Raw genomic sequence first — 24,739 nt, forward strand, 5'->3', positions numbered from 1 at the left:
ATCAAGAATTGATCGTTGAGCAATTCCAGGAATAGTGTGAAGCGGTTTTCCGCCTGGAATTGCGTCGACACAGACAGCAACAAAAGGGGAGCCGGCGCTTGGCCGAGCTCCCCTTGACCTGTTTCGCTGTTGACGGGTCGGCTTGCCTGCGGCCCGTCTATTCCGTCCTGATCCGCATTTCCACGCGGCGGTTGACCGGATCGTATGGATTGGCGACACGCGGATGCGACTTGCCGAGACCGATCGCTTCGAGCCGCGCCGATTCAACGCCGTTGGCTTCGAGGAAGGCCGCCACCGATTGCGCTCTCCGCTGCGACAGGCCCTGGTTGTAGCTGTCCGTGCCGGTCGCGTCGGTGTGACCCTCGACGACGAAGCTGAACGTGCTCAGCCTGTTGTCCTTCAGCGCCTTGGCGAACTCGTCCAGCTCCGCGCGCGCGGTCTGGTCGAGCTGGGCCGAATCCAGGGCGAAGTTGATCATCATGTCGAGGCCAGCCTTCTGGGGCGGCGCCTCGTTCTTCTCAGCCTTGCTCTTGCACTCTTCCTCGGTGCCGACGCAGATACCGCGTGAGGCGCCAAGATTACCCTGGCCGGCGAAGAACTTTACGATGTCTTCCGATTTCTGAAGCGGATCGGCGTAGACGTGCGTTGAAAAAAGCACGGCCGCCAATGCCAAGGCTGAGCTGCCCCACCGCATGACCGTCACTCCTGTTTTGACCTGTTTCGAGCGGGTTTTCGCTGGCGCGGACTATATCAAATCCTGAAACGATTGTCTGTGAACAAGCGCACGTTGCCGATGGCCGGCGCCTGATAAGGTTGAGGCTTGACCGGCGCTTGGCGGCGGGTTTCAGTGCTATTTGTGCCGATGCTCGGGGTGTGGCAGCGATGGCCAATGAACTCGGATACAGAACGGCAAGGGATCTGTTTCTTGCCTGTCCCGCGATCGCCCGGGATATGAAGTCGCCGGCCGCCGCCCAACCTCCGCTGGAATTCTGCCGCGCGCTGCTCGCCGGGCGCGTGCCGGAGGAAGCCGTGACGTTTTGCGCCTATCTCCTGCCCGAGCGCGCCGCGGTCTGGTGGGGGCATGAATGCCTGAGCCATCTCGCCGAGCTCCTTGCCGAAAGGGATCTCGAATTGCTGGCGCTTGTCAGCGATTGGGTGGGCGAGCCCGGCAATCCTCGCCATCGGGCGGCGCTCAGCAGCGCTGTCGATCCGTCGCCGGCGACGCCGGCTGCCTGGATCGCCTTGTCGGCGGCGTGGCGCGACCCGGCCTTCGATATGCTGTCGACCGGATTCCCCGCCGCCCACGCCGTCAACGCAGGGATCCTGGCGGGGCTGGCGCGCGTCTCGACCGCGGACCGCTTCGCCGTGCTTTCCGCCTTTGTCGAGATGGGCATCCAGATGGTGGAGATGGAAGCGCAACGACCATCGGTCGACGCGTATTAGGGCTTTCCGTCGGAGAATACCCATGAAGCCGCAGTTGCGGACGGAACCGCCGCATGCTTTCCCGCAATTCTCTGGTGCGTTTCACCGTCTCACGGAGACGGCGAAACACCCTGTCTCTTTGTTTCTACGCAATTCCGGACGAAAACCGCTTCACACTTTTTCTGGAATTGCCTAAGAAGCACGCGTGTCATGAACGTTGTCACCACCCGCCGCCACCGCCGCCACCGCTACCACCGCCGCCACCCAGAGGCGCGATGACAGGCGCGGGTTCGCTCGTCACCGGCTTGATCGGCTTCCTGGCGGTCGCCTTCTTTTGCTTGACCACCGTCGGCGTCGTCGTCACGCGAACTTGCTTGGTCGGCTGTTTCACTGTCGGCGCCGGCTCGAACCTGGGCGCCAGGGTCGTGCATCCCGCGACCGCAAGGGATAAAAATGTTGCAATGACCGCTTGCTTCAATGCCCCGCCCACCGTTGCCTCCTTGTTGATCAGAATAGGTCCCGACGCGGATTGGCTTGCTCCCAGACGGCTCTGGCCGTCTTGATCAATTGGTCGTCTACCGACTCGCCGGCGGAAATTTTCGATTTGAGCTCCGAACGCAATTGCTTCAACGCAGCCGTCTTCGGCTTCGTGCCGAACTGCGCGAGGGTCGTCCGAGCGCCCGGTAACTCGTTACGAAGATCAAGTCCTGCCGCGAACGCCAGATAGCGAACGGCGATGACCTGGTCGGACTTCTCGCCCTTCTGCATCTCGATGGCCGCGCGATCATAGGCCGCCGAGTAGTCGCCGCGGTCTGTCGCAAGCTCGAACAGCCTCTGCGCTTCGGCAAGGTTCTTGTCGACGCCGTCACCATCCCGGTACATGCGCGCAAGACTGCCGGGCGCATAGGGCTGGCCGAGATCCATCGCCTTCTGGAAAAGCGTCTGCGCCTGCTTCGTATCCTTCTGGACGCCTCGCCCGCTGAGATAATTGCGGCCGAGAATGTTCATCGAATACATGTCCTGGCGCTCGACGCCCGCCTTGAGGAAGGCAACGGCGCGAGCCGGGTCGGCGGGCACGCCATTGCGGCCTTCGGTGAAGATCGCGGCGAGATCGTTCATGGCATAGGTGTGGCCCATGGCCGCCGCCTTGAGCAGCAGATCCAGCCCCCTGCCGGTGTCGCGCTGGACGCCAAGACCATTGAACAGCGCGCGTCCCCAGGCCGTCATTCCATAGGGATCGCCTTTGTCAGACGCCTTGGCATAGAAGCTATTCGCCTTCGCGGGATCCACGGCCGTTCCTATACCGGACGAAGCGATATAGCCGAGCTCGAACACAGCGCGGACATGTCCCTTGTCGGCGGCGTCCTGGATCACCTTCTTCGCCTCGTCGACCTTGCCGGCGGCGAGCAGCGCGCGGCCGAGTTCGTAGTGGAATCGCGCGACATCGGGATAGGCCTTCACCGCCGCCTGGCAGGCGTCCACCGCGCCGGCGCCGATCTCATTCGGCAACAGGCCGGGGACGACGCCCTGCAGGTCCAAAGGCTCGCCTGCCTTCTGGTCGCACGGATCGACGCTGGGCGACAGCTTCATCGTCGCCGGCTTTGACGGTGTGTTGTCGGCCGTGATTTCGACGCCGACTATCAATGGCTGGACAGTGCCTATCTGCGGCTCGTAGCGCAGTTTATCGACTTCATCGGCCGTCAGGCTCGACTGCGGCGACAGGGTCCGATCCGGCAGGGACAGCGTCCCGGTTGCCGGATAGCTCGCGAGCTTCACGCTGACCGCCGGATCCTTGGTCGGCAAATCCAGCTTCAGCGGAACCGGACCGACACCGACCGGAACGTTCACATCGTGGTTCTCGATCGCTTCAGCGGCGCCGGCGATGTGGATGCCGCGCTCCACCACCTGCTGCTTCTGCTCGGACTCCAGCGAGGCCACGAGCTGCTTGCCGGCGGTGCTGTCGCCGTTCTTGACCCGGAACACGAGGATGCCTTGCGATCCGCCGCCCCATTCGTCATGCGTGGCATAGGCCAGCATATCGACCTGGTCCTCGGCATCGGCGCCCTTCGGCACGTCAATCTGGAGCCGCGGCAGGTCCTTGCCCTCTATCGGCTGGCCCGTTGCGACCGGCTTCCCGTCCAGCATCAGACGCCCCAGCGCCGGCGGCCTTTCGATGCTGATGGTGACCGCGCCGCCATCGACATCGACCGGCACAGGCAGGTCGAGCGCGACCGGTCCGACGCCCGACGGCACGGTCTTTTCCAGCACCGGCGGCAAAGCCGGCCGGCTGGCTCGGCGCATCAGCACCACCTCGTCGATCAGCGAGGAATTTTCCCACGGAACCTGCGCCCCCTTGGTGGCCTCGACCACGTCGCGGCGCACGGCCGCCATGACGGAGCGTATCTCCTGGTTCGGCGCCAGCGCGCGGCGGGAGAAGGCGGATGAGAAGGGGCTGAGATCGCCGGAGCCGTCATAGGCGACGGCGCCCGGCTCGGTGGCGAAGGCGATAAGGGTATTCAGTGAGCTTTTCACCTGCGCAAGGCCGGTGCCGCCAGCCGCGATCAACTGGTCGCGCAGCCAGTAGTCCTTGCGCGGGAAAGGATTGTTGCGGCAGGCATCGAGGATGATCACCTGGATCCTCGATTTGGCGCGCAATTGCTGCAGGACATCGTCGAGCTTGACCGCCTGGACCTCGATGTCGGCTGCAGCCTTGAGCGACGCATCGACCGGGATCAAGAAGTTCTCGCCGCCGATCTGAAAGCCGTGGCCCGAATAATAGACGACGGCCAGATCCGCGCCGTCCGCCGCGGCGAGGTAATTGCGGAACTCCTTCTCGAACTGGAGCTTGGTGAGGTCCTTGGCGACGAAGACATCGAACCCGGCCAGACGGAAGGTGTTCGAGACGTCCTCGGCATCTTTGTCGGGATTCTTCAGCGCCGGGATTTCGCGGTATTGCGAATTGCCGATGACAAGCGCAACCCTTCGATCGGCCTGGGCCTGCACCGTCGTGAGGCCCACGACGATCAAGGCCGCAATCAGCGCGTAGCGTCGCAGCATGGCAAAATCCCCAACCGCTATGACCTGTCAGCCACAAGAATTCAGCTTGCAGCATCGCGGTCTGTTAAAGACTTCACAATCTGCCAAGGCGGCAAGGAACGCGCCCGCGATGGCAGGCAGGCGTATCCAATAAACTGCTAAAATAGCTCAGAGGCCCGGACGCCGCAATGACCTGGGCAAGCGCATCGCCGGCCGCGAGGCGAGGACGCCCCGGTTTGTCCGGGCGTCCTCGAATACGCACGCCCGCAAGGCGTTTACTTCCCGGCGTATTTCGGCTTGCCGTCCGCAGTCGCCGCGCTGGATATAGCGGCGGGTGAAGCCGCCCGGGCGCTCCCTTCAGGATCAGGCCCCGCTCCACATCGCATCGGGCACCACCACCAGCTTGCCGACGAAGTCCTTGCCCATGAAGTCGGTCTGGGCGCGGTGGAAGTCCGACAATTTGTAGACGCCGCCGACCAGCGGCTTGATCTTCTTTTCCTCGATGTAGCGGACGATGCGGCTGAAGTCGGCGCGCGTGCCCTGGCTGGAGCCGTGGAGCTGAAGCTGCTTCAGATACATGGTCCGCAAATCGAGCTGCACGACCGGCCCGGCAATGGCGCCCGCCGTGGTGTAGCGGCCCTCGGGCCGCAGGATGCGCAGCAGGTCGTTGAAGATGGTCCCGCCGACGAGATCGGCGACCACGTCGATGGGCTGGCCGCCGGTCGCTTCGTTGACGGCGGCGGGCAGATCGGCCACGCCGCGCGTGATCACCTTCTCGGCGCCGATGTCGAGCACGGCCTGCTCCTTGCCCTTGCCGACGACGGCATAGGGGATGGCGCCGCGCGCCCTGGCCAGTTGCACGATACCTGAGCCGACGCCGCCGGAGGCGCCGGTGACCAGCACACGCTCGCCGGCCCGCAGCGCGGCACGCTCCAGCATCTGCTCGCCGGTAAGATAGGCGCAGCAGAAAGTGGCGAGCTCGACATCGCTCAAGTCGGTGTCGACGACATGCGCGTTCTCCGCCGGCAGCGCCTGGTATTCGGCGTAACCGCCGTCGCGGCCATGGCCCATATAGTCGATGTCGGCCAGCGAATCGTCGTCGCGGTTGTAGATCGAGAAGTCGACCATCACGCGCTCGCCGATGCGGCTCGCCGGCACGCCGTCGCCGACGGCGACGATGGTGCCCACCGTGTCGGTGCCCTGGATGCGCGGGAAGGTGAGCGTGTTGCCTTGCCGGCGCCAGGTCGATACCGCGGCCGCATCCTCCTCCGTGCCATAGGCGCCCTGGCGCACCCAGACATCGGTGTTGTTCATGCCGCAGGCGCTGACCTTGACCAGCACTTCGCCGGCGGCAGGTGCCGGCACCTTCACATCGGTGCGGTAGACAAGCTTTTCGAGGCCGCCATGGCCGGTAAGCTGCACGGCGGCCATGGTGGGAACGGTTCTGGTCATGGCATTCATGTCGTTTCTCAGAGGCTCACAAAAACGCTGTTCACCGCGTCGGCGGTCTTGGCGACGACGATGTCGGCTTCCTCGCGCGTGAGGCAGAGTGGCGGCGCGAAGCCGAGGATGTCGCCCTGCGGCATAGCGCGACCGATGACGCCACTGGCGGCCAGCGCCGTGGCGATCTGCGGCCCGACCTTCAGCGCCGGATCGAAGAAGACGCGGTCGTCGCGGTCCTTGACGAACTCGACCGCGGCCAGCATGCCATCGCCGCGCACCTCGCCGACATTCCTGTGGTCGCCGACAGCCTTGGCGAGCTCGGCGCGGAAGTAGGCGCCCGTCTCGCCGGCATTCCGCACCAGGTCCATCTCGTCGATCAGTTCTAGATTGGCGACGCCCGCGGCAACGCAGATCGGGTGCGCCGAATAGGTCCAGCCATGGCCGAGCGAGCCAAGCTTGTCGGAGCCCTTGACCAGCACCTGCCAGATCTTGTCGGAAACGATGACGCCAGAGAGCGGCGCATAGGCCGAGGTCAGGCCCTTGGCGATGGTGATCAGGTCCGGCTTGATGCCGTAATGGTCGGAGCCGAACATCGTGCCGAGACGACCGAAGCCGGTCACCACCTCGTCGGCGACGAGCAGCACGTCGTATTTGTCCAGCACGGCCTGGATCTTCTGCCAGTAACCGGCCGGCGGCGGCACGATGCCGCCGGTGCCGAGGATCGGCTCACCGATGAAAGCGGCGACCGTGTCCGGTCCTTCGGCGAGGATCATCTCCTCGAGCTTGTCGGCGCAATGTTGCGAGAACTGTTCCTCGCTCATCGAACGGTCGGCGCGGCGGAAATAATAGGGCGCCTCGGTGTGCAGGATCGGCGCGCGCGGCAGGTCGAAGGCGTTGTGGAACAGCTCCAGCCCGGTCAGCGAGCCGGTCATCACGCCCGAGCCATGGTAGCCGCGCCAGCGCGAGATGATCTTCTTCTTTTCCGGCCGGCCGAGCACGTTGTTGTAGTACCAGATCAGCTTGATGTTGGTCTCGTTTGCGTCGGAGCCGGACAAGCCGAAATAGACTCGGCTCATGCCCTTCGGCGCACGGTCGATGATCATCTTGGCAAGCGTGATCGATGCCTCGGTGCCGTGGCCGACATAGGCGTGGTAGTAGGCGAGGTTCTTCGCTTGGCTTGCGATGGCGTCGGCGATCTTCTGGCGGCCATAGCCGACATTGACGCAGTAGAGGCCGGCGAAGGCATCGATGCTCTTCTTGCCGGTGTTGTCCCACACGGTGACGCCTTCGCCGCCGGCCATGATGCGCGCCGGCGACTCGCCGCGCGCGTGCGTGCCCATATGCGTCGAGGGATGAAAGAAGTGGTCGCGATCCCAGGCGGAGAGTTCGTTGGACTGTTCGAGCATTTTTTGACTCCTGACGAGAATGAGGGCCTGCGCAGCTTAGGCTACGTCGAGGCAGAGGTATTTGAGGTCGGTAAAGGCTTCGAGGCCGTGGCGCGAGCCTTCGCGGCCGACCCCGGATTGCTTGACGCCGCCGAAAGGGATCGGCGCGCCGGTGATCTTGACGCGGTTGATCGCAACCATGCCGTAGTCCAGCGCACGCCCCATGCGCGCCTGCTGAGCGCCGTTCTCGGTGACGACATAGGCGACGAGGCCGTATTCGGTGGCATTGGCGCGGGCGACGACTTCGGCCTCGTCGTCGAACGGCGTCACAGCGGCCACGGGCCCAAACGTCTCCTCACGCATGATCAGCGCTTCGTCCGGCACATCGACAAGCAGCGTCGGCTGGTAAAACAGCGGGCCGGCAGCGTGGCGCTTGCCGCCGGTCAGGCAGCGCGCGCCACGGGTGAGCGCATCGGCCACCTGCTCCTCGACCTTCTTGACCGCGCGCTCATGCATCAACGGCCCGATCTCGGCGTCCGCGGACAGCCCATTGCCAACGCGAAGCTTCTCGATGCGGCGCTCGAAAGCGGCGCAGAAGCGGTCATAGATCGGCCGCCGCACATAGATGCGGTTGGCGGCGAGGCAATCCTGGCCGGAGGTGGCGAATTTGGCGTCGAGCGCGATTGCCACGGCCTTCTCGACGTTGGCGTCGTCGAAGACGATCAGCGGCGCGTGGCCGCCGAGCTCCATGACCAGGCGCTTCATCGTAGCGGCACTCTGCGCGGCGATCAGCCGGCCGACGTCGGTCGATCCGGTGAAGCTCATCGCGCGGACCCTGGCGTCGGCGCACATGGCGCCAACGATGGTGCGCGCATCACCCGTGATGACGTTGAAGACGCCGGCCGGCAGCCCGGCGCGCTCGCCAAGCTCGGCCAGCGCCAGGGCCGACAGCGGCGTATCGGAGGACGGATGCGCCACCACCGTGCAGCCGGCGGCAAGCGCGGCCGCGGCCTTGCGGGTGAGCATGGCCGACGGGAAATTCCACGGCGTGACCACGCCGACCACGCCGAGCGGCTCGCGGCGTACCGACATTTCGGCATTCGGCAGATGGCTGGTGACGCTCTCGGCGTTGAGGCGTTTCGCTTCCTCGGCATACCACTCGACGAAGGAAGCGGCGTAGTCGATCTCGCCCAGCGATTCCTTCAGCGGCTTGCCCTGCTCGAGCGTCATCAGCAGCGCCAGGTCGTCCTTGGCGGCGATGATCAGGTCGAACCATTTTCGCAAGATTTTCGAGCGTTCCTGCGGCAACAGCGCCCGCCAGCCGGGAAACGCACGAGACGCAGCGTTGATCGCCGTCGTCGTCTGGGCGGCATCGAGTGCCGCCACAAAGGCGACGGTAGCGCCGGTCGCCGGATCGATGACTTCAAAACTTGCCGCCGCCTCGCTTGCCGTCCAGTGGCCGTCGACATAGGCGAGCCCGCGCAGCAGGCGGCGATCGGCGAGGCGGTCGAGCGCTTCATGGCGGTTGGTGCGGGCAAAATGCGCGGACATCAGTCAGGTCTCCCGGTGTCGAGGCGATAGGGAGAGACTAGTCGCGCGATCGAGACAAAGAGGCTGTTTCGGCGGTCCGATGTAGAGAGATTGTCTCTGTTGGCCGGCGAACGTAGACGATCTGTCTAGATGCGGCTGAGTAGGATTCCCCCTCACCCGGATTGCCAACCGAATTGCGAAGGGCAATTCGGGGCAATCCGACCTCTCCCCAAGGGGCTAGCGTGCGCACACATTTGCTTCGTTGTGTGGTCAAGTGTGAAGAAGCGGCGTCGGAAAAAGGCTTGAAGCGTTTGAATCGTATGTGATTCTGTAGCTGCCATTGTTGATTCAGGAGGTTTCGACGATGGCTTCGTTGCTTGGCTACTTCGGCGACCTGCGCTTGCAAAAAAGGGGAGCATGGTTCTGGAGCGCATGTTTGCGCGTGTCAGCACGGGCATGCGCCGGCTGGTCGACACGCGCGCCGAGAAGGTCGCGTTCACGCGCCTGTTCCGCAATCGCCACGTGAGCACGCAAGAGATCGTCCGCACGGCTGCGGCCCGAACCGCCGAACTGGCCGCCGGGCGCCACGTGCTGATCATCGAGGACAGCAGCGAGATCAACTATGAAGCCAAGGCTTCACGCAAGCGCGGCCTCGGTCGTGTCGGCAATGGCACGGATATCGGGCTGTTCGTGCATCCGGCGCTGGCCGTGGATGCCGTGGACGGCTCTGTCCTTGGCCTTGCAGGCGCCACGATCTGGCGGCGGCGCGAGGCCAAGAAGGCGGATGACTACCAGGCGCTGCCGATCGAAGCCAAGGAAAGCCACAAATGGATCGGCACCGCCAAGGCGGCATGCCAGGCGCTGACCGACACGCCGCAGATGACGGTGATCGGCGACCGCGAGGCCGACATCTACGAAGTGTTTGCAAGGCTGCCCGACGAGCGCACCCATGTGCTCATCCGTGCTGTGCGGGATCGGGCCTTGGGCACGCGGGGCGAGCGCCTGTTCGGCGCGATCGCCAAGACGCCGGAAGCCGGCCGCGTTGCCTTCGAGCTGCAGGCCCGACCCGGCCGGCCGGCTCGCATCGTCGAACTGGCCGTTCGCTTCACCGCGGTGAGCTTGCGTCAGCCCCGCCTTGGCGCCGACAGCCGCGATCCGCGCAAACTCTCGCTCAACATGGTGGAAGTGCGTGAGATCGATCCACCTTCGGCCAAGGACGCGGTGATCTGGCGGCTGTTGACCACCCACAGCGTCGAAACGCTTGCCGATGCCTGCCGCATCGTCGACCTCTATCGCTCGCGCTGGAGCGTCGAGCAGCTGTTCCGGACTGTGAAGTCGCAGGCCATCGATCTGGAGGAAAGTCTCATCGCCGATGGCGACGCACTCGAACGTCTGGCCGCCGCCGCTCTGGTCGTCGCCACCAGGGTCATGCAGCTCGTACACGGGCGTGGTTTCGCCGGGCCAGACCTTCCAGGCCGCGCGGCTCTTCGACCCCTCTGAGATCACCGTCCTGCAAGCGCTCATCGCCAAGCTCGAAGGCAAGACCCAAAAGCAGAAGAACCCGCACCCCACGCACACGCTCGCCTGGGCCGCCTGGTGTATCGCCAGGCTCGGAGGCTGGAACGGCTACGAAAAGGAACGCCCGCCAGGGCCCATCACCTTCACCCACGGCCTCAGACGCTTCAACGCCATCACAGACGGCTTCCTTCTAGCCTCACAAAATCAACCCGAAGCAAATGTGTGCGCACGCTAGCCCCAAGGGGAGAGGAGCAGGTAAGCGCCCGGCGCCAACCTCTTCTCCCCTTGGGGAGAAGGTGGCCGCGAAGTGGCCGGATGAGGGGGCTTCGCTGAGCCCTCACCCTTGCTCCGGCAGCAGGTCGGCCACCGGCAGCACGGTCTCATCCTTGACCGTCTTGGTGACGATGTAGGTGAAGTAGCGGTCGATGCCGATCTCGCGTTCGAGCAGGCTGTCGACCAGCCGCTGATAGGCATCGATGTCGCGCGCCATGACCTTCAGCACGTAATCGACGCCGCCGCCCACAGACCAGCAGGCGACGATCTCCGGAACATCGCGCACCACGCGCTCGAAGCGATCGAAGTCGGCCTGGCGATGGTTGGCCAGGGTCACCTCCATCAGCACCGTCGCCACCGGCGCGATGACGCGCATGGCGACCGCGGCGTGATAGCCGGAGACGATGCCGACTTTCTCCAGCTTGCGCAGCCGCATCCAGCACGGCGTCGGCGACAGGCCGACCTTCTCGGCCAGCGCCAGCTTGGTGATGCGCCCGTCACGCTGGATGGCGTCGAGAATCCTGAGGTCGATCGGGTCGAGCTTCGCTGCCGCCATGCGGTATCCGCCTTTCGTTCAGGACAACATGACGATGCATTATTTCGATTGTCAATTGCACTGATTTCGATCTCTAATAAGTCATGACATTATGGCAGCCTGACCCTGCTCTCATCCGCCGCCCGGCCTATCTCTCGCTGGCCGATCAGTTCGCGCGCGCGATCCATGACGGGCGGCTGGCCAATGGCACGCGGCTGCCGACGCACCGCCGCCTGGCCGACGACCTGAAACTCTCGGTTCAGACGGTCAGCCGCGCCTATGAGGAACTGATCCGCCGCGGCCTGATTTCCGGCGAGGTCGGCCGCGGCAGCTTCGTGCAGACGCAGCGCCGGGAACCGGAGCCGCCCTACATCCCGGAACGGCTGGGCGAGGTCATCGACCTTTCCATCCTGAAGCCGGTCTGCGAGCCGATGCATCTGGAAAAACTGAAGCAGGCGCTGGGCTGGCTCGCCGAGAACCTGCCGTCAAGCTCGGCCCTGTCGTTCCGGCCGAACATGGTTTTCCCGCGCCACCGCGCGGTGGCTGTCGAGTGGTTGAAGCTTTGCGGGCTGGAGGCGTCGCCGCAGAACATCAGCCTCACAAACGGCGCCACCGCCGGCATGACTGTGGCGCTGATGAGCGTGGCGCCACCCGGCTCGACGGTCGCGACGGAGGCGATCGGCCACCACACGCTGGTGCCACTTGCGCGCTATCTTGGCTTCAACCTGGAAGGGCTACCGATCGACGGCAACGGGCTGATCCCCGAGGCGCTCGACGAGGCCTGCCGTCTCTCCGACATTCGCGCCGTCTTCGTGCAGCCCTCGGTGATAAACCCCACGGCGACCCTGATGGACGCCGCCCGCCGCGAGCAGATCGCCGCGGTCGCGCGCAAGCACGACATCGCCATCATCGAGAACGACGTGCTGGGGCCGCTGGTCGAAGGCCGGCCGCCGGCGGTCGCCGCGTTTGCGCCGGAGCGGACGCTCTACGTCACCTCCTTCACCAAGATCACCGTGCCCGGCCTGCGCATCGGTTATCTGGCGGTGCCGGACCGCTATGTCGCCGCCGTCGCCAACCGCCACCTCGTCTCGAACTGGATGGCGACCCCGATGGTGGCGGAGATCGCGACGCGCTGGGTGAACGACGGCACGGCGATGGAACTGGTCAACTGGCAGCGCGCGGCGCTGAGGCGACGCCAGGAGATTGCCGCCGAAATGCTGGTGGGCGTCGATTACCGCGTCCATCGCGACGGGCTGCATCTGTGGCTGGAGCTGCCGGGCGACCGCGCCGAGGAAAGCTTTGTCTCTCAAGCGCGCCTGCGCGGCGTGGCGATCGCGCCGGGCACTTCGTTCCGCATCGCTGACACGCCATGGCATCCGGCCGTGCGCATCTCGCTCGGATCGACCACAGAGGGGGAACTGCGGGTGGGCCTGAGCGTTGTCGCCAAGCTGCTGCTCGGCGATCCGGAGCATCTCCTGCTCGCCATCTGATGCACAAAAGGAGTCCAGATTGCCCTGAAATTGTGCCGCGCCGGAAATATTGTCATGATATTAGTTTCCTAATTGACATGATTTGGTACGTTTCGCATCGTTAAGGGCATAGGCTTCTCCAGCAACGGGGAAATGGATTGCCCGCGCCCATCATCAAGGTCGATGCGATTTCGAAGAGCTTCGGCACCTTCAAGGTGCTGGACGGTTTGTCGATGCAGGTGATGCCCGGCGAGAAGCTGGCGCTGATCGGTCCGTCCGGCTCCGGCAAGACGACGATCCTGCGCATCCTGATGACCTTGGAGAAGATCGACGGCGGCCACATCCAGGTCGATGGCAAGCAGCTCTACCACATGGAGCGCAACGGCCAGCTGCTGCCGGCCGACGAGCGCCACCTGGCCAGGATGCGCCAGAAGATCGGCATGGTCTTCCAGCTCTTCAATCTCTTTCCGCACAAATGCGTCATGGACAACGTGACGCTGGCGCCGATGCTGACCAAGGGCGTCGCGCGCGCCGCCGCCGAGAAACGGGCGATGGAACTGCTCGACATGGTGGGCCTCGCCGACAAGGCGAAAGCGATGCCGGCGCAGCTTTCCGGCGGCCAGAAGCAGCGCGTGGCGATCGCGCGCGCGTTGGCGCTGTCACCCAAGATCATGCTGTTCGACGAAGTGACCTCGGCGCTCGATCCTGAGCTCGTCGAGGAAGTTCTCAACGTCATGCGCAAGCTCGCGGCCGAGACCGACATGACGATGCTTCTGGTTACCCACGAGATGGGCTTCGCCCACGACTTCGCCGACCGCGTGCTGTTCTTCGACCGCGGCAGGATCGTCGAGGAAGGCAAGCCCGATGAGATTTTCCGCCATCCCAAACAGGAAAGAACGCAGAGCTTCCTGAAGAAGATCATCGCGGCCGGACATCGCGTCTGACCGCTATGCAGACGGGCGGCGCAAGCCGTCCACGGGCGGCCCAAGGCCGTCCCGAACCGAGCAAACCAATAACAGAAACAAGGAGTTGGGAACGATGAAGAAACTTGGCATTCTGGCTGGCGTCGCCGGCCTCGCAGTGAGTACGATGCTGCTCGCCTCCGGCGCGCGTTCGGCCGACGATGCAAAGCTGGAGCAGCTCAAGCAGCAAGGCTTTGCCCGCGTCGCCATCGCCAACGAGCCGCCCTATACGGCGGTGGCCGCGGACGGCAAGGTCTCGGGCGCGGCGCCGGACGTGGCGCGCGAGATCTTCAAGCGTCTCGGCGTCAACGACATCGTTGCCTCCATCTCCGAATATGGCGCCATGATCCCCGGCCTGCAGGCTGGACGCTTCGACGTCGTCACCGCCGGCCTGTTCATGAAGCCGGAGCGTTGCGCGGCGGTCGCCTATTCCGAACCGGTGCTGTGCGACGCCGAGGCGATGCTGGTGAAGAAGGGCAATCCGAAAGGCTTCAAGAGCTATGAGGATATCGCCAAGGACAGCTCCGCCACCGTCGGCGCGCCCGGCGGCGGCACCGAGGAGAAGCTGGCGCTCAATGCCGGCGTGCCGCGCGATCGCGTGGTCGTCGTGCCGGACGGCCAGAGCGGCCTGAAGATGGTGCAGGACGGCCGCATCGACGCCTATTCGCTGCCGGTTCTGTCGATCAACGACCTGATGAAGAAGGCCAATGATCCGAACCTCGAAGTGATCGCGCCGGTGCAGGGAGCTCCGGTCTATTGCGACGGCGCCGCTTTCAAGAAGGGCGACGAGGCGCTGCGCGACGCCTATGACGTCGAGCTCGCCAAGCTGAAGAAGTCCGGCGAGTTCGCCAAGATCATCGAGCCCTACGGCTTCTCCGCCAAGGCGGCGATGTCGACGACCCGCGAGAAGCTCTGCGCGGCGAAGGAAGTGCGCACCCTTCCTTCTCCCCGTTCACGGGGAGAAGGTGTCACGAAGTGACGGATGAGGGGCGGCGCCGTACTTTCGCAAGTTTGCGCTGCCCCTCATCTGCCTGCCGGCTTTCGTCGCTCGAAAAGCCAAGCAATTGGCTTTTCGTTCGCTGCGCGAACCGCTCCTCAACTCCCCGTAAACGGGGAGAAGGGGCCAAGAACGCAAACGTTGGAACCCTATGACCCAGTGGTCCGGCTATCTCGGCCTGATATTGCAGGGAGCGCTTGTCACCATCGAGCTGACGCTGATGGGGTCAGTGCTTGCGCTCATCATGGCTTTCCTTGCCGGCATGGGGCGCGTATCGCGCTTCTTCCTCCTGCGCGCGATCGCCACGGCCTATATCGAATTCTTCCGCGGCACCTCGATTTTCGTGCAGCTGTTCTGGGCCTATTTCGTGCTGCCCTTCGCCGGCCTGTCGCTGACGCCGCTGCAGGCCGGCGTCCTGGCGCTGGGCTTGAATGTCGGCGCCTATGCGGCGGAAGTTGTGCGCGGCGCCATCCTGTCAGTCGGCCGCGAGCAATATGAGGCCTGCACGGCGCTCAATCTCGGCCGCTGGCAGGGCATGCGGCACGTGATCCTGCCGCAGGCGCTGCTCGTCATGCTGCCGACTTTCGGCAACAACGCGATCGAGCTCCTCAAGGCGACCTCGGTCGTCTCGCTGATCTCGCTCGCCGACCTGACCTTCCAGGCGCAGGTGGTGCGTTCGCAGACCGGCAGCACGCTGATGCCGTTCCTATCCGTGCTGATCATCTATTTCGCGCTGGCGCTGATCATCTCCTGGGGCGTGCGCACGCTTGAACGCCGCATGGCGCGCGGCCTTGATGGAGTGCGCATCTGATGGACTGGGCCAAATAATGGACTGGGATTGGAACTTCGTCTGGGAGATCATGCCGACTCTGATCCAGGGCGTGAAGATCACCATATTGGCGACCATTCTGGGCTCGGTCCTGGCGGCGATCGTGGGGCTCGGGATCGCGCTGGCGCGGCGCTCGGAGAACCGCATCGTCGCGCGCAGGGTCGGCTGGTTCGCCGAGTTTATCCGCGGCACGCCGCTACTGGTGCAGCTCTATTTCATCTTCTACGTGCTGCCCGACATCGGCATCCTGCTGCCGCCGCTGGTGGCCGGCGTGATCGGGCTTGGCCTGCACTACGGCACCTACACGGCCGAGGTCTATCGCGCCGGCATCGACAATGTTCCGCGCGGCCAGTGGGAGGCGGCCAAGGCCTGCAATCTCAACGGACGCCACACCTGGATGCATATCATCCTGCCGCAGGCGATCCCGCCGATGATCCCGGCCCTGGCCAATTACTTCATCGCCATGTTCAAGGAGACGCCGCTGCTCTCGGCGATCACCGTGCTTGAGCTGATGAACCAGGCCAAGAGCGTCGCCAACACCTATTACCGCTATATCGAGCCGATGACGCTGGTCGGCGCCTTCTTCCTCGTCATCAGCCTCTGCTCCGTCGTGCTGTTGCGCTGGCTGGAGCATCGCTACGGCAGGATCGAAAGATGAAAGTCATGAAAGCATTGCCCGAGATCCGGCTCGAAACGGCGCGCCCCGCGCTTGACGCACGTCCGCTGGAAAAGCGCGTCGGCCTGATCGCCTTGGCCACCGACCACACCAGCGAGGTGGATTTCCGCCGCATGGTGGCGAGCGAGCGGATCGGCGTCTATGTCGCACGCATTCCCTACGCCAATCCAACGACGCCGGAGAATTTGCGCAAGATGCAGCCTTCGCTTTCGGCGGGCGCGGCGCTGATCCTGCCGGACGAGACGCTCGATGCCGTCTGCTACTCCTGCACCTCCGCTTCCGTGGTGATCGGCGATGCCGAGATTGAAGCTGCGATCCAGGCGGCCAAGCCCGGCGTGCCCGTGGTCACGCCGCCGATGGCCGGTATGCGCGGGCTGAGCGCCTTCGGCGTGAAGCGCATCAGCATCCTGACCCCCTACACCGTCGAGACCAGCCGGCCGATGGCCGCCTATTTCGCCGCGCATGGCTTCGACATCCAGAGCTTCACCTGCCTCGGCTTCGAGGATGACCGCGAGATGGCGCGCATCAGGCCGGCTTCCCTCATCGAGATGGCGCGCAAGGTCACGCATCCGCAGGCCGATGCGCTGTTCGTCTCCTGCACCGCGCTGCGCGCCGCGCTCGCGGTGCCGGGTATGGAAGAGGCGATCGGGCGTCCGGTCGTCACCAGCAACCAGGCCAGCGCCTGGAACTGCCTGCGGCTTTGCGGCGACGACACGCCGCGACCGGAGTTCGGCCGCTTGTGGACTAAGCCGCTGGCCCAGTGATCGTAATGCCCGTGATCGAAATGCCAGTTACGCTTCAGCATATTCGCGCCGCGCGCGAACGCATTGCCGGCAAGGTCGAGCGGACACCCGTCGTGTTGTCGCAAAGCCTGTCGGAGCGCACCGGCAGCCCGGTTCATCTCAAGCTGGAGCACCACCAGACCACCGGCGCCTTCAAGCTGCGCGGCGCTTCCAATGCCATCGCCGCCCTGAGCCCGGAAGAAAAATCGCGCGGCGTCGTCGCCGCCTCGACCGGCAATCACGGCCGCGCGCTGGCGCATGCGGCCAAGCTCGAAGGCATGCGCGCGGTGATCTGCATGTCGAGGCTGGTGCCCGAGAACAAGCTCGATGCCATCCGCCGCCTCGGCGCCGATGTCCGCATTGTCGGCAACAGCCAGGACGACGCCCAGCAGGAGGTCGACAGGCTGGTGGCGGAGGAAGGGCTGGTCATGCTGCCGCCCTTCGATCATCCCGACATCGTCGCCGGCCAAGGCACGCTTGGGCTGGAAATCATGGAGCAGGTTCCGGACGCAGCATGCGTGCTGGTGCCGCTCTCCGGCGGTGGGCTCGCGGCCGGCGTCGCGGCGGCAGTCAAAGGCGTGAGCCCGGGCACGAAAGTCATCGGCAGCTCGATGGCGCGGGGCGCGGCAATGAAAGCCAGCCTCGACGCAGGTCGGCCGGTGCAGGTCGAGGAACTGCCGACGCTGGCGGACTCGCTCGGCGGCGGCATCGGCCTCGACAACCAGCTGACCTTCGCCATGTGCCGCGACCTGCTCGACGACGTGGTCCTGCTTGCCGAGGACGAGATCGCGGCCGGCATTCGCCATGTCTATGAAGAGGAGCGCGAGATCGTCGAGGGCGCGGGCGCCGTCGGCATCGGCGCGCTGCTAGCCGGCAAGGTCAAAGTGAGCGGCCCGACTGTGCTCATCCTTTCCGGCCGCAACATCGACATGAGCCTGCACCGCCGCATCGTCTGCGGCGAATCCTCCGCAACGGAGCGCGCCGCATGAACCGTATGACAATTCTCACCGAAGCAGAACTGCGCAAGATCGTGACGCTTGATCTCGACGCCGTCGCTTGCGTCGAGAACGCCTTTCGCGCCCTGGCCACGCTGCCGGTGGCGATGCCGCCGATCTTGAGGCTCGACATTCCCGAGCATCGCGGCGAGGTCGACGTGAAGTCCGCCTATGTGCCGGGCATAGACGGCTTGGCCGTCAAGATCAGCTCCGGCTTCTTCGACAATCCGAAGCTCGGCCTGCCGAGCGGCGGCGGCATGATGGTGCTGCTTTCGGCCAAGACCGGCGTGGTCGAGGCGCTGCTGCTCGACAATGGTTATCTGACCGATATCCGCACAGCCGCTGCTGGCGCTGTCGCGGCCAGGCATCTGTCGCGCGAGGACTCCAAGGTCGCGGCGATCTTCGGCGCCGGTTTGCAGGCCGGCCTGCAATTGGAAGCGCTGCGCCTCGTGCGGCCGATCGAGGAAGCGCGTATCTGGGCGCGCGATGCCGCCAAGGCCGAAGCAACCGCCGCCCGCCTGCGCGACAGGCTGGGCATCATGGTTCGCGCCGAGCCGGATGCGGCGAACGCGGCAGCCGGCGCCGACATCATCGTCACCACGACGCCGTCGACCGAACCGCTGATCAAGCCCGGTTTCGTTTCCGACGGACAACACATCACCGCGATGGGCTCGGATGCCGAGCACAAGAACGAGATCGCGCCGGCGATCCTGCGCATGGCCGACCTCTATGTTGCCGACAGCGCCAAGCAGACAAGGCGCCTTGGCGAGCTCCATCACGCGATCGAGGCTGCGGTTTTCGCAGCCGACGCCGAGGTCACCGAACTCGGCCAGATCATTGCCGGCGGCAAGCACGGCCGGCGCGCGGCAAGCGACATCACCATCGCCGACCTCACCGGCACCGGCGTTCAGGATACCGCGATCGCTACTTTGGCCCGAGACCGCGCGCGGGCGGCGAAGGCCGGAACCATTTTCGAAAGCTGATGCCCGGCCGCGAGGCCCAACAAACGAGGACCAAGAACAATGCAACCAAATCTGAAATTCTCGCGGAGCGAATTTGCCGATCGCCTCGCCAAGACGCGGAAGGCCATGGAGGCCAAGGGCGTCGATCTGCTGATCGTCAGCGATCCCTCCAACATGGCCTGGCTGACGGGGTATGACGGCTGGTCCTTCTACGTGCATCAGGCGGTCATCGTGCCGCCTTCCGGCGAGCCGGTCTGGTACGGACGCGGCCAGGATGCCAACGGCGCCAAGCGCACCGCCTATCTCGCGCATGACAACATCATCGGCTACGCCGACCATTATGTGCAGTCGACCGAGCGGCATCCGATGGACTACCTTGCCAGCGTGCTGGCCGAACGCGGCTGGGACAAGCTCTCCATCGGCGTTGAGATGGACAATTACTGGTTCTCGGCCGCCGCCTTCGCGTCGCTGCAGAAGCACTTGCCCAACGCCCGCTTCGCCGACGCCACCGCGCTGGTCAACTGGCAGCGCGCGGTGAAGAGCCCGACCGAGATCGAATACATGCGCAACGCCGCCCGCATCGTCGAGGCGATGCACCAGCGCATTGTCGACAGGATAGAAGTCGGCATGCGCAAATGCGATCTCGTCGCCGAGATCTACGATGCCGGCACGCGCGGCGTCGCCGGCATCGGCGGTGATTATCCGGCGATCGTGCCGCTGCTGCCTTCGGGTGCCGATGCTTCCGCACCGCATCTCACCTGGGACGACAAGCCGATGAAGGCGAATGAAGGCACGTTCTTCGAGATCGCCGGTTGCTACAACCGCTATCATTGCCCGCTGTCGCGCACCGTGTTCCTCGGCAAGCCGACGCAGGCCTTCCTCGACGCCGAGAAGGCGACGCTGGAAGGCATGGAGGCGGGCCTGGCCGCCGCCAAGCCCGGCAACTCCTGCGAGGACATCGCCAATGCCTTCTTCGCCGTCCTGAAGAAATACGGCATCGTCAAGGACAACCGCACCGGCTACCCGATCGGTATCTCCTATCCGCCGGACTGGGGCGAGCGCACCATGAGCCTGCGCCCCGGCGACCGCACCGAGCTCAAGCCCGGCATGACCTTCCACTTCATGACCGGCCTGTGGCTGGAGACGATGGGGCTGGAAATCACAGAGTCGATCCTGATCACCGACACCGGCGTCGAATGCCTGGCCAATGTGCCGCGCAAGCTCTTCGTGAAGGACTGAGGCCGATGTCAGCTCTGCGTCCATCGCCCATCGCGCCGACCGTCGACTTCGAGCGCGACGGCGTCCAGCACGGCTTCCTGCGCCTGCCCTACAGCCGCGACGATTCTGCCTGGGGGTCGGTGATGATCCCGGTCTGCGTCGTACGCAACGGCAAGGGCTCGACGGCGCTGCTGACCGGCGGCAATCACGGCGACGAGTATGAAGGGCCGTTGGCGCTTTACGAGCTCGCCCGCACGCTCGATCCGAAACAAGTCTCCGGCACGATCATCATCGTGCCGGCAATGAACTATCCGGCGTTCCGGGCCGGCACGCGCACCTCGCCGATCGACAAGGGCAATATGAACCGCTCTTTTCCCGGCCGTCCCGACGGCACGGTGACGGAAAAGATCGCCGACTACTTTCAACGCGAATTGCTGCCGCGCGCGGACCTCGTCTTCGACTTCCATTCCGGCGGCAAGACGCTGGATTTCGTGCCCTTCTGCGCCGCGCACACGCTGCCGGACAAGGCGCAGGAGAAAAAAGCCTTCGCCGCCGTCGAAGCCTTCTCGGCGCCGTTCTCGATGCGCATGACCGAGATCGACGCGGTCGGCATGTATGACACGGCCGCCGAGGAAATGGGCAGGGTCTTCGTCACCACCGAGCTCGGCGGCGGCGGAACCTCTCGCGCGGAGACGGTGCGGATTGCCCGGCGCGGCATCCTCAACGTGCTTCGCCATGGCGGCATCGTCGATGGTGCGGTCGAGAAGGGCAGAACCCAGTGGCTCGACATGCCGTCGGGCGATTGCTTCGCCTTCGCCGAGGAGGACGGGATGATCGAGACCACGATCGATCTCGGCGAGCCTGTGGAGGACGGCCACGTCGTCGCTCGTATCCATCCGCTCGGCCGCACCGGCCAGGCGCCGCAGGAGATCAGGGCCCGGATGTCGGGGCTGCTCGCCGCGCGTCACTTTCCAGGTCTGGTCAAGGCGGGCGACTGCGTCTCGGTGCTGGCCGTGGCGGTCGGATAGTTATTGCACCACGCGCTTCTCGAGCTTGCGGGCGAGTGTGCGCCGGTGGAGGCCGAGCCGGCGCGCGGTTTCGGAGATGTTGAAGCCGGTCTCGACCAGCGTCTCGTGGATGCGCTCCCATTCGAGGTTCTTGATCGAGGTGGGACGGCTGGTGAGCGGCACCGACACATCGCCCTCGGCGCGGCCGAAGGCGGCTTCGATGTCGTCGGTGTTGGCGGGCTTGGCCAGATAATGGCAGGCGCCGAGCTTGATCGCCTCGACCGCAGTGGCGATGCTGGCAAACCCCGTCAATACGACGATCCGCGTAGACGGGTTGCGGGCGCCGAGCAGCTTGACGCATTCGAGTCCCGATCCTGCTCCGAGCTTGAGGTCGACGACGGCATAGGCCGGAACGGCCTTTTCCAGCGCGGCCATCACGGCGTCGCGGTCATGGCAGACCACGACGTCGTAGTCGCGCTTCTCAAACGAGCGTTTGAGCGTGCGCGCGAAAGTCGCGTCGTCCTCGACAATGAACAAGGATCGATCAGGTTTCACGATCGTCTCCATCGGTCAGCGCCGCCAGCGGCAGCGAAAGGGTAACGCAGGCGCCCTCCTCCATGTTGCGCGCTGAAACGTCGCCGCCGAGCTTGCGCACGACATTGAACACCAGGAAGAGGCCAAGGCCGCCGCCCGGACGCCCCTTGCTCGACATATAGGGCTGGCCGAGCCCGGCCAGAATATCCTTGTCGAAACCTGGTCCGCGATCCTTGACGGTGAACACCAGCTTCTCATCCTGCCGCTCGGCAGCGATGCCGACCCAATCGTGCGATGCTTCCAGCGCATTGTCGAGCACATTGAAGATCACTTGCCGCAGCGCCGTGTCGGACACGATCGGCTCGTCCGGCTGGAACCCGTTGCTGAAGTCCAGCCTGAAAGGCTGGCGGCTGACATGCCACTCCTGGACGAGGTCGTCGAGGAAGTGGCGGATCGTGGTGCGGATCGTGCCTTCTCCCCGCGCCTGGCCGGAGGACATGAGGATGCCGGTCACGATGCTTTTGCAGCGCTCGATCTGCGCCTGCATCTCGGCCACGTCCTCGGCAAGCTCACGGTTGCGCTTGACGCCCTGCATCTGGCGCCAGTCGGACAGGATGACGGATATGGTCGAGAGCGGGGTGCCCAGTTCATGCGCGGCGCCGGAGGCGAGCAGGCCCATGCGCACGATGTGGTCTTCCTCAGCCGAACGCTGGCGCAGGTCCGCGAGATAGGCATCGCGTTCGCGCAGGTTGCGGTTGATGCGCGTCATGAAGATCACGATCAGGCCGGCCGCCAGCACGAAGCAGATGAACATGCCGCGCAGATGCAGCGCCAGGAGGTCGCTGCCGCCGTGATGCGGGAGCGCGATCGGCTGGAAGACGAAGATGAGGAAGACGAAGCAGGCCGAGGCGGCCACGACCAGGATCCAGGTCGACCATGGCGCCAGCAGCGCTGCGCCGAGCGTGATCTGCAGCAGATAGAGCGACACGAACGGGTTCGAGGCGCCGCCGCTCAGATAGAGCTGCGTGGTCAGCGCCGCCATGTCGAAAATCAGCGCGACGAAAAGCTGGCCGTTGGAGATACGGCGATTGCCGCGCAGGGCGAGCAGGCTGAAGATGTTCAACCCGACGAGGAACAGCACCACGCCAGCCATCCCGGTAAGCGGCAGCGGGATGGCGAACCAGTATTGCGTCACCAGAATGGTCAGCACCTGCCCCGCCACCGCCAGCCAACGCAAGTGGATGAGAAGCAGCAGGTTCTTCCTGTTCGTAACGTCGGCGTTCGAGGCGGCGCCTCCGTGGCCGGCAAGAGGAGCCGCTCGGAACGGCTTCCGGTGATGAAGCCGCGCGATCGAGATGTTCATCTTGCCGCGTCCCGCTTCCGACGCCGGGCAAAAATCGGCCTGGCGATGGCGATCGCCAGCATCGCTGCCAGGGCGAACCAGGTCAGAGCATAGACAAGGTGGCTGTTGCGGAAGGTGACGACAGTCAGGCCGCCGCGCGGCCAGCTGTCCGCGCGGGATGCCCCGGCGTCGATGAAATAAGGCGCGACATCGGTCAGGCCGCGCGCCTTGGCGATTGCCGCCACGTCGCGCGAATACCAGCGGTTGGCAGCCGGATCGTTGCTGCGCAGGAAGCCGCCGCCGGGTTCGCTGATGCGCAGCAGCCCGTCAATCGCCGTAGGCGACCTCGGGCCGCCGCTCTCTTGTTGAAATTCGGCCTTGCGCTCCTGCGGAACGAAGCCGCGGTTGACGAGGACCGTGAACCCGCGATCGTCGCGCATCGGCGTCAGCACCCAATAGCCGCCTCCAAGCTCGGTCACCGCCTGCACCAGCGTGTTGGCTCCGCCGGAGAAACTGCCGGTGAGGCGTACATGGCGATATTTATAGCCGGCCGCGTTGATATCAGCCCATGTCGCGGGTCCTGGCGCATCGACGACCGGAGCATGGATGCGCTGGTCGACGCGGGCGATCAGGTCGAGCTTCCAGACCCGTCTTTCCAGCTGCCAGATGCCGAGCCCAAGAAACACCAGAACGCCGACAAGTCCGAGCAGCGCAAGCAAGAAGCGCGACGCGGAGCCTTTCGACGGCGCGGCGTGAGCGCATGTATCTGCCAGGCCGACCGTGACTTCTGCCTTGAGATTGGCCCTCCCCACGCCCGAAACAGGGCTCATGGCATCTCCCGCATCTCGTGGAGCCCGGGCATCATGTTGGCGTTGAGATGGTACATCACCCAGAGCGAGCCGCTCAGCACGATGACGACGAGGATCACCGTGAAGATGAGCGCCAGCATCGACCATCCGCCCTCGGAGGCCGGGTTCATGTGCAGGAAGAAGATCATGTGTACGACGATCTGCACCGCGGCGAAGGCCATGATGATGACGGCCGTGGCCTGCTTGTTGTCGATGACGCCGTCCATCACCAGCCAGAAAGGAATGGCGGTGAGGATCACCGACAGGAAGAAGCCGATCAGATAGCCCTTCAGCGAGCCGTGCGCGGCGCCACCATGCGCGTGGTCGTGACCGGCATGATCATGAGCGCTCATCGCAACGTCCCCATCAGATAGACGAAGGTGAAGACGCCGATCCAGACGACGTCGAGGAAGTGCCAGAACATCGAGAGGCACATCAACCGGCGGCGGTTGGCCTCGATCAGGCCATATCGCGCGACCTGGACCATCAGCGTCAGCATCCAAACGATGCCGAAGGTGACATGCAGTCCGTGCGTGCCGACCAGGGTGAAAAAGGACGACAGGAAGGCGCTGCGCTGCGGCGTCGCGCCCTCATGGATCATATGGGCGAACTCGTAGAGCTCGATGGACAGGAAGGCGAGGCCGAACAGCATGGTCACGGCGAGCCAGGCTTGCGTCGCGCCGACACGCCCCTTGTCCATGGTCAGCATGGCGAAGCCATAGGTGATCGAGGAGAGCAGCAGCATGGTAGTGTTGACCGCCACCAGGCCGAGATCGAACAGGTCCTTTGGAGCCGGACCCGCCGCGTAATTGCCGCCGAGCACGCCAAAGGCCGCGAACAGCATGGCGAAGATCAGGCAGTCGCTCATCAGGTAGAGCCAGAAGCCGAGCATGGTGCTGCCGCCTTCGGCGTGCGCATGCTCCTCTTCCAGGTGGAAGACCGGCTCGGCCCCGGCCGTGATTGCCGTCGATGCCAT

General features: G+C 64.8%; 25 protein-coding genes. 13 read left to right on the forward strand and 12 right to left on the reverse strand.

Annotated elements, in window-relative coordinates; all coding sequences use genetic code 11:
* Positions 1-157 precede the first annotated feature (157 nt).
* A complete protein-coding gene (locus EOA28_RS03020; protein ID WP_189341908.1) occupies positions 158-694 on the reverse strand; it encodes an OmpA family protein in 537 nt (178 codons plus the stop codon).
* Positions 695-882: 188 nt separating this feature from the next.
* On the opposite strand from EOA28_RS03020, the gene EOA28_RS03025 reads away from it, so the two are divergent.
* Entirely contained in the window at positions 883-1,443 is a 561-nt protein-coding gene (locus EOA28_RS03025; protein ID WP_245463184.1) for a hypothetical protein, read from the forward strand.
* Positions 1,444-1,642: 199 nt separating this feature from the next.
* On the opposite strand, the gene EOA28_RS39985 is transcribed toward EOA28_RS03025, so the two are convergent.
* From EOA28_RS39985 to EOA28_RS03050, 5 genes are all read right to left on the reverse strand, one after another.
* Positions 1,643-1,813, reverse strand: a complete 171-nt coding sequence (locus tag EOA28_RS39985) for a hypothetical protein (protein WP_245484012.1) — start codon at positions 1,811-1,813, stop codon at positions 1,643-1,645.
* 116 nt (positions 1,814-1,929) lie between these two features.
* Positions 1,930-4,479, reverse strand: a complete 2,550-nt coding sequence (locus tag EOA28_RS03035; protein ID WP_127252231.1) for a caspase family protein — start codon at positions 4,477-4,479, stop codon at positions 1,930-1,932.
* A 342-nt stretch (positions 4,480-4,821) separates the two neighbouring features.
* A complete protein-coding gene (locus EOA28_RS03040; protein ID WP_127252232.1) occupies positions 4,822-5,919 on the reverse strand; it encodes an alcohol dehydrogenase family protein in 1,098 nt (365 codons plus the stop codon).
* Positions 5,920-5,927: 8 nt separating this feature from the next.
* Positions 5,928-7,307: an aspartate aminotransferase family protein gene (locus EOA28_RS03045; protein WP_127252233.1), complete on the reverse strand. Its 1,380-nt coding sequence runs from the start codon at positions 7,305-7,307 to the stop codon at positions 5,928-5,930.
* Between the two features lie 36 nt (positions 7,308-7,343).
* On the reverse strand, positions 7,344-8,837 hold the full coding sequence (locus EOA28_RS03050) for an NAD-dependent succinate-semialdehyde dehydrogenase (protein WP_127252234.1): 1,494 nt from the start codon (positions 8,835-8,837) through the stop codon (positions 7,344-7,346).
* 411 nt (positions 8,838-9,248) lie between these two features.
* Here EOA28_RS03050 and EOA28_RS03055 point away from each other — a divergent pair, with 411 nt between their 5' ends.
* Both EOA28_RS03055 and EOA28_RS03060 read left to right on the forward strand, forming a co-directional pair.
* Entirely contained in the window at positions 9,249-10,316 is a 1,068-nt protein-coding gene (locus EOA28_RS03055; RefSeq protein WP_189341909.1) for an IS4 family transposase, read from the forward strand.
* Positions 10,264-10,569: a hypothetical protein gene (locus tag EOA28_RS03060; protein ID WP_127386128.1), complete on the forward strand. Its 306-nt coding sequence runs from the start codon at positions 10,264-10,266 to the stop codon at positions 10,567-10,569. Before EOA28_RS03055 ends, EOA28_RS03060 begins: the two co-directional genes overlap by 53 nt.
* A gap of 102 nt (positions 10,570-10,671) precedes the next feature.
* Here the strand turns inward: EOA28_RS03060 and EOA28_RS03065 are convergent, their stop codons facing one another.
* Complete coding sequence (locus EOA28_RS03065; RefSeq protein ID WP_127252236.1) at positions 10,672-11,163, reverse strand: Lrp/AsnC family transcriptional regulator; 492 nt, start codon at positions 11,161-11,163, stop codon at positions 10,672-10,674.
* Positions 11,164-11,246: 83 nt separating this feature from the next.
* Here EOA28_RS03065 and EOA28_RS03070 point away from each other — a divergent pair, with 83 nt between their 5' ends.
* From EOA28_RS03070 to doeB, 10 genes are all read left to right on the forward strand, one after another.
* Complete coding sequence (locus tag EOA28_RS03070; protein ID WP_127386127.1) at positions 11,247-12,632, forward strand: PLP-dependent aminotransferase family protein; 1,386 nt, start codon at positions 11,247-11,249, stop codon at positions 12,630-12,632.
* A 137-nt stretch (positions 12,633-12,769) separates the two neighbouring features.
* On the forward strand, positions 12,770-13,555 hold the full coding sequence (gene ehuA, locus EOA28_RS03075) for an ectoine/hydroxyectoine ABC transporter ATP-binding protein EhuA (protein ID WP_127253340.1): 786 nt from the start codon (positions 12,770-12,772) through the stop codon (positions 13,553-13,555).
* A 94-nt stretch (positions 13,556-13,649) separates the two neighbouring features.
* On the forward strand, positions 13,650-14,552 hold the full coding sequence (gene ehuB / locus EOA28_RS03080) for an ectoine/hydroxyectoine ABC transporter substrate-binding protein EhuB (RefSeq protein WP_128314559.1): 903 nt from the start codon (positions 13,650-13,652) through the stop codon (positions 14,550-14,552).
* Between the two features lie 169 nt (positions 14,553-14,721).
* Positions 14,722-15,381: an ectoine/hydroxyectoine ABC transporter permease subunit EhuC gene (ehuC, locus tag EOA28_RS03085; protein WP_127253344.1), complete on the forward strand. Its 660-nt coding sequence runs from the start codon at positions 14,722-14,724 to the stop codon at positions 15,379-15,381.
* Positions 15,382-15,397: 16 nt separating this feature from the next.
* Entirely contained in the window at positions 15,398-16,057 is a 660-nt protein-coding gene (gene ehuD, locus EOA28_RS03090; RefSeq protein ID WP_128314560.1) for an ectoine/hydroxyectoine ABC transporter permease subunit EhuD, read from the forward strand.
* A gap of 5 nt (positions 16,058-16,062) precedes the next feature.
* Positions 16,063-16,839 carry an ectoine utilization protein EutA gene (gene eutA / locus EOA28_RS03095; RefSeq protein WP_127253352.1) on the forward strand — a complete coding sequence of 259 codons (777 nt, stop codon included), beginning with the start codon at positions 16,063-16,065 and terminating at the stop codon, positions 16,837-16,839.
* 20 nt (positions 16,840-16,859) lie between these two features.
* Positions 16,860-17,846: a hydroxyectoine utilization dehydratase EutB gene (eutB, locus tag EOA28_RS03100; RefSeq protein ID WP_189341910.1), complete on the forward strand. Its 987-nt coding sequence runs from the start codon at positions 16,860-16,862 to the stop codon at positions 17,844-17,846.
* Complete coding sequence (locus tag EOA28_RS03105) at positions 17,843-18,835, forward strand: cyclodeaminase (RefSeq protein WP_127253348.1); 993 nt, start codon at positions 17,843-17,845, stop codon at positions 18,833-18,835. The genes eutB and EOA28_RS03105 overlap by 4 nt, the downstream gene beginning before the upstream one ends.
* Positions 18,836-18,874: 39 nt before the next feature.
* Positions 18,875-20,053: an ectoine hydrolase DoeA gene (gene doeA, locus EOA28_RS03110; RefSeq protein WP_127253350.1), complete on the forward strand. Its 1,179-nt coding sequence runs from the start codon at positions 18,875-18,877 to the stop codon at positions 20,051-20,053.
* Positions 20,054-20,058: 5 nt separating this feature from the next.
* Entirely contained in the window at positions 20,059-21,060 is a 1,002-nt protein-coding gene (doeB, locus tag EOA28_RS03115) for a N(2)-acetyl-L-2,4-diaminobutanoate deacetylase DoeB (RefSeq protein ID WP_127386240.1), read from the forward strand.
* Here the strand turns inward: doeB and EOA28_RS03120 are convergent, their stop codons facing one another.
* Genes EOA28_RS03120 through cyoC form a run of 5 tightly spaced genes read right to left on the reverse strand, consistent with a single transcriptional unit; the run spans position 21,061 to position 24,739 of the window.
* A complete protein-coding gene (locus EOA28_RS03120; RefSeq protein ID WP_189341911.1) occupies positions 21,061-21,594 on the reverse strand; it encodes a response regulator transcription factor in 534 nt (177 codons plus the stop codon).
* A complete protein-coding gene (locus EOA28_RS03125; protein WP_128314561.1) occupies positions 21,584-22,936 on the reverse strand; it encodes an ATP-binding protein in 1,353 nt (450 codons plus the stop codon). Before EOA28_RS03125 ends, EOA28_RS03120 begins: the two co-directional genes overlap by 11 nt.
* Positions 22,933-23,745, reverse strand: a complete 813-nt coding sequence (locus EOA28_RS03130; protein WP_127251954.1) for an SURF1 family protein — start codon at positions 23,743-23,745, stop codon at positions 22,933-22,935. The genes EOA28_RS03125 and EOA28_RS03130 overlap by 4 nt, the downstream gene beginning before the upstream one ends.
* Positions 23,742-24,116, reverse strand: a complete 375-nt coding sequence (cyoD, locus tag EOA28_RS03135; protein WP_127251953.1) for a cytochrome o ubiquinol oxidase subunit IV — start codon at positions 24,114-24,116, stop codon at positions 23,742-23,744. The genes EOA28_RS03130 and cyoD overlap by 4 nt, the downstream gene beginning before the upstream one ends.
* The gene (gene cyoC / locus EOA28_RS03140; RefSeq protein WP_128314562.1) at positions 24,113-24,739 is read right to left on the reverse strand and encodes a cytochrome o ubiquinol oxidase subunit III; all 627 of its coding nucleotides are present in this window, start codon (positions 24,737-24,739) and stop codon (positions 24,113-24,115) included. Before cyoC ends, cyoD begins: the two co-directional genes overlap by 4 nt.

The sequence above is a fragment of the Mesorhizobium sp. M2A.F.Ca.ET.067.02.1.1 genome (assembly GCF_004023285.1).
GTDB lineage: Bacteria > Pseudomonadota > Alphaproteobacteria > Rhizobiales > Rhizobiaceae > Mesorhizobium.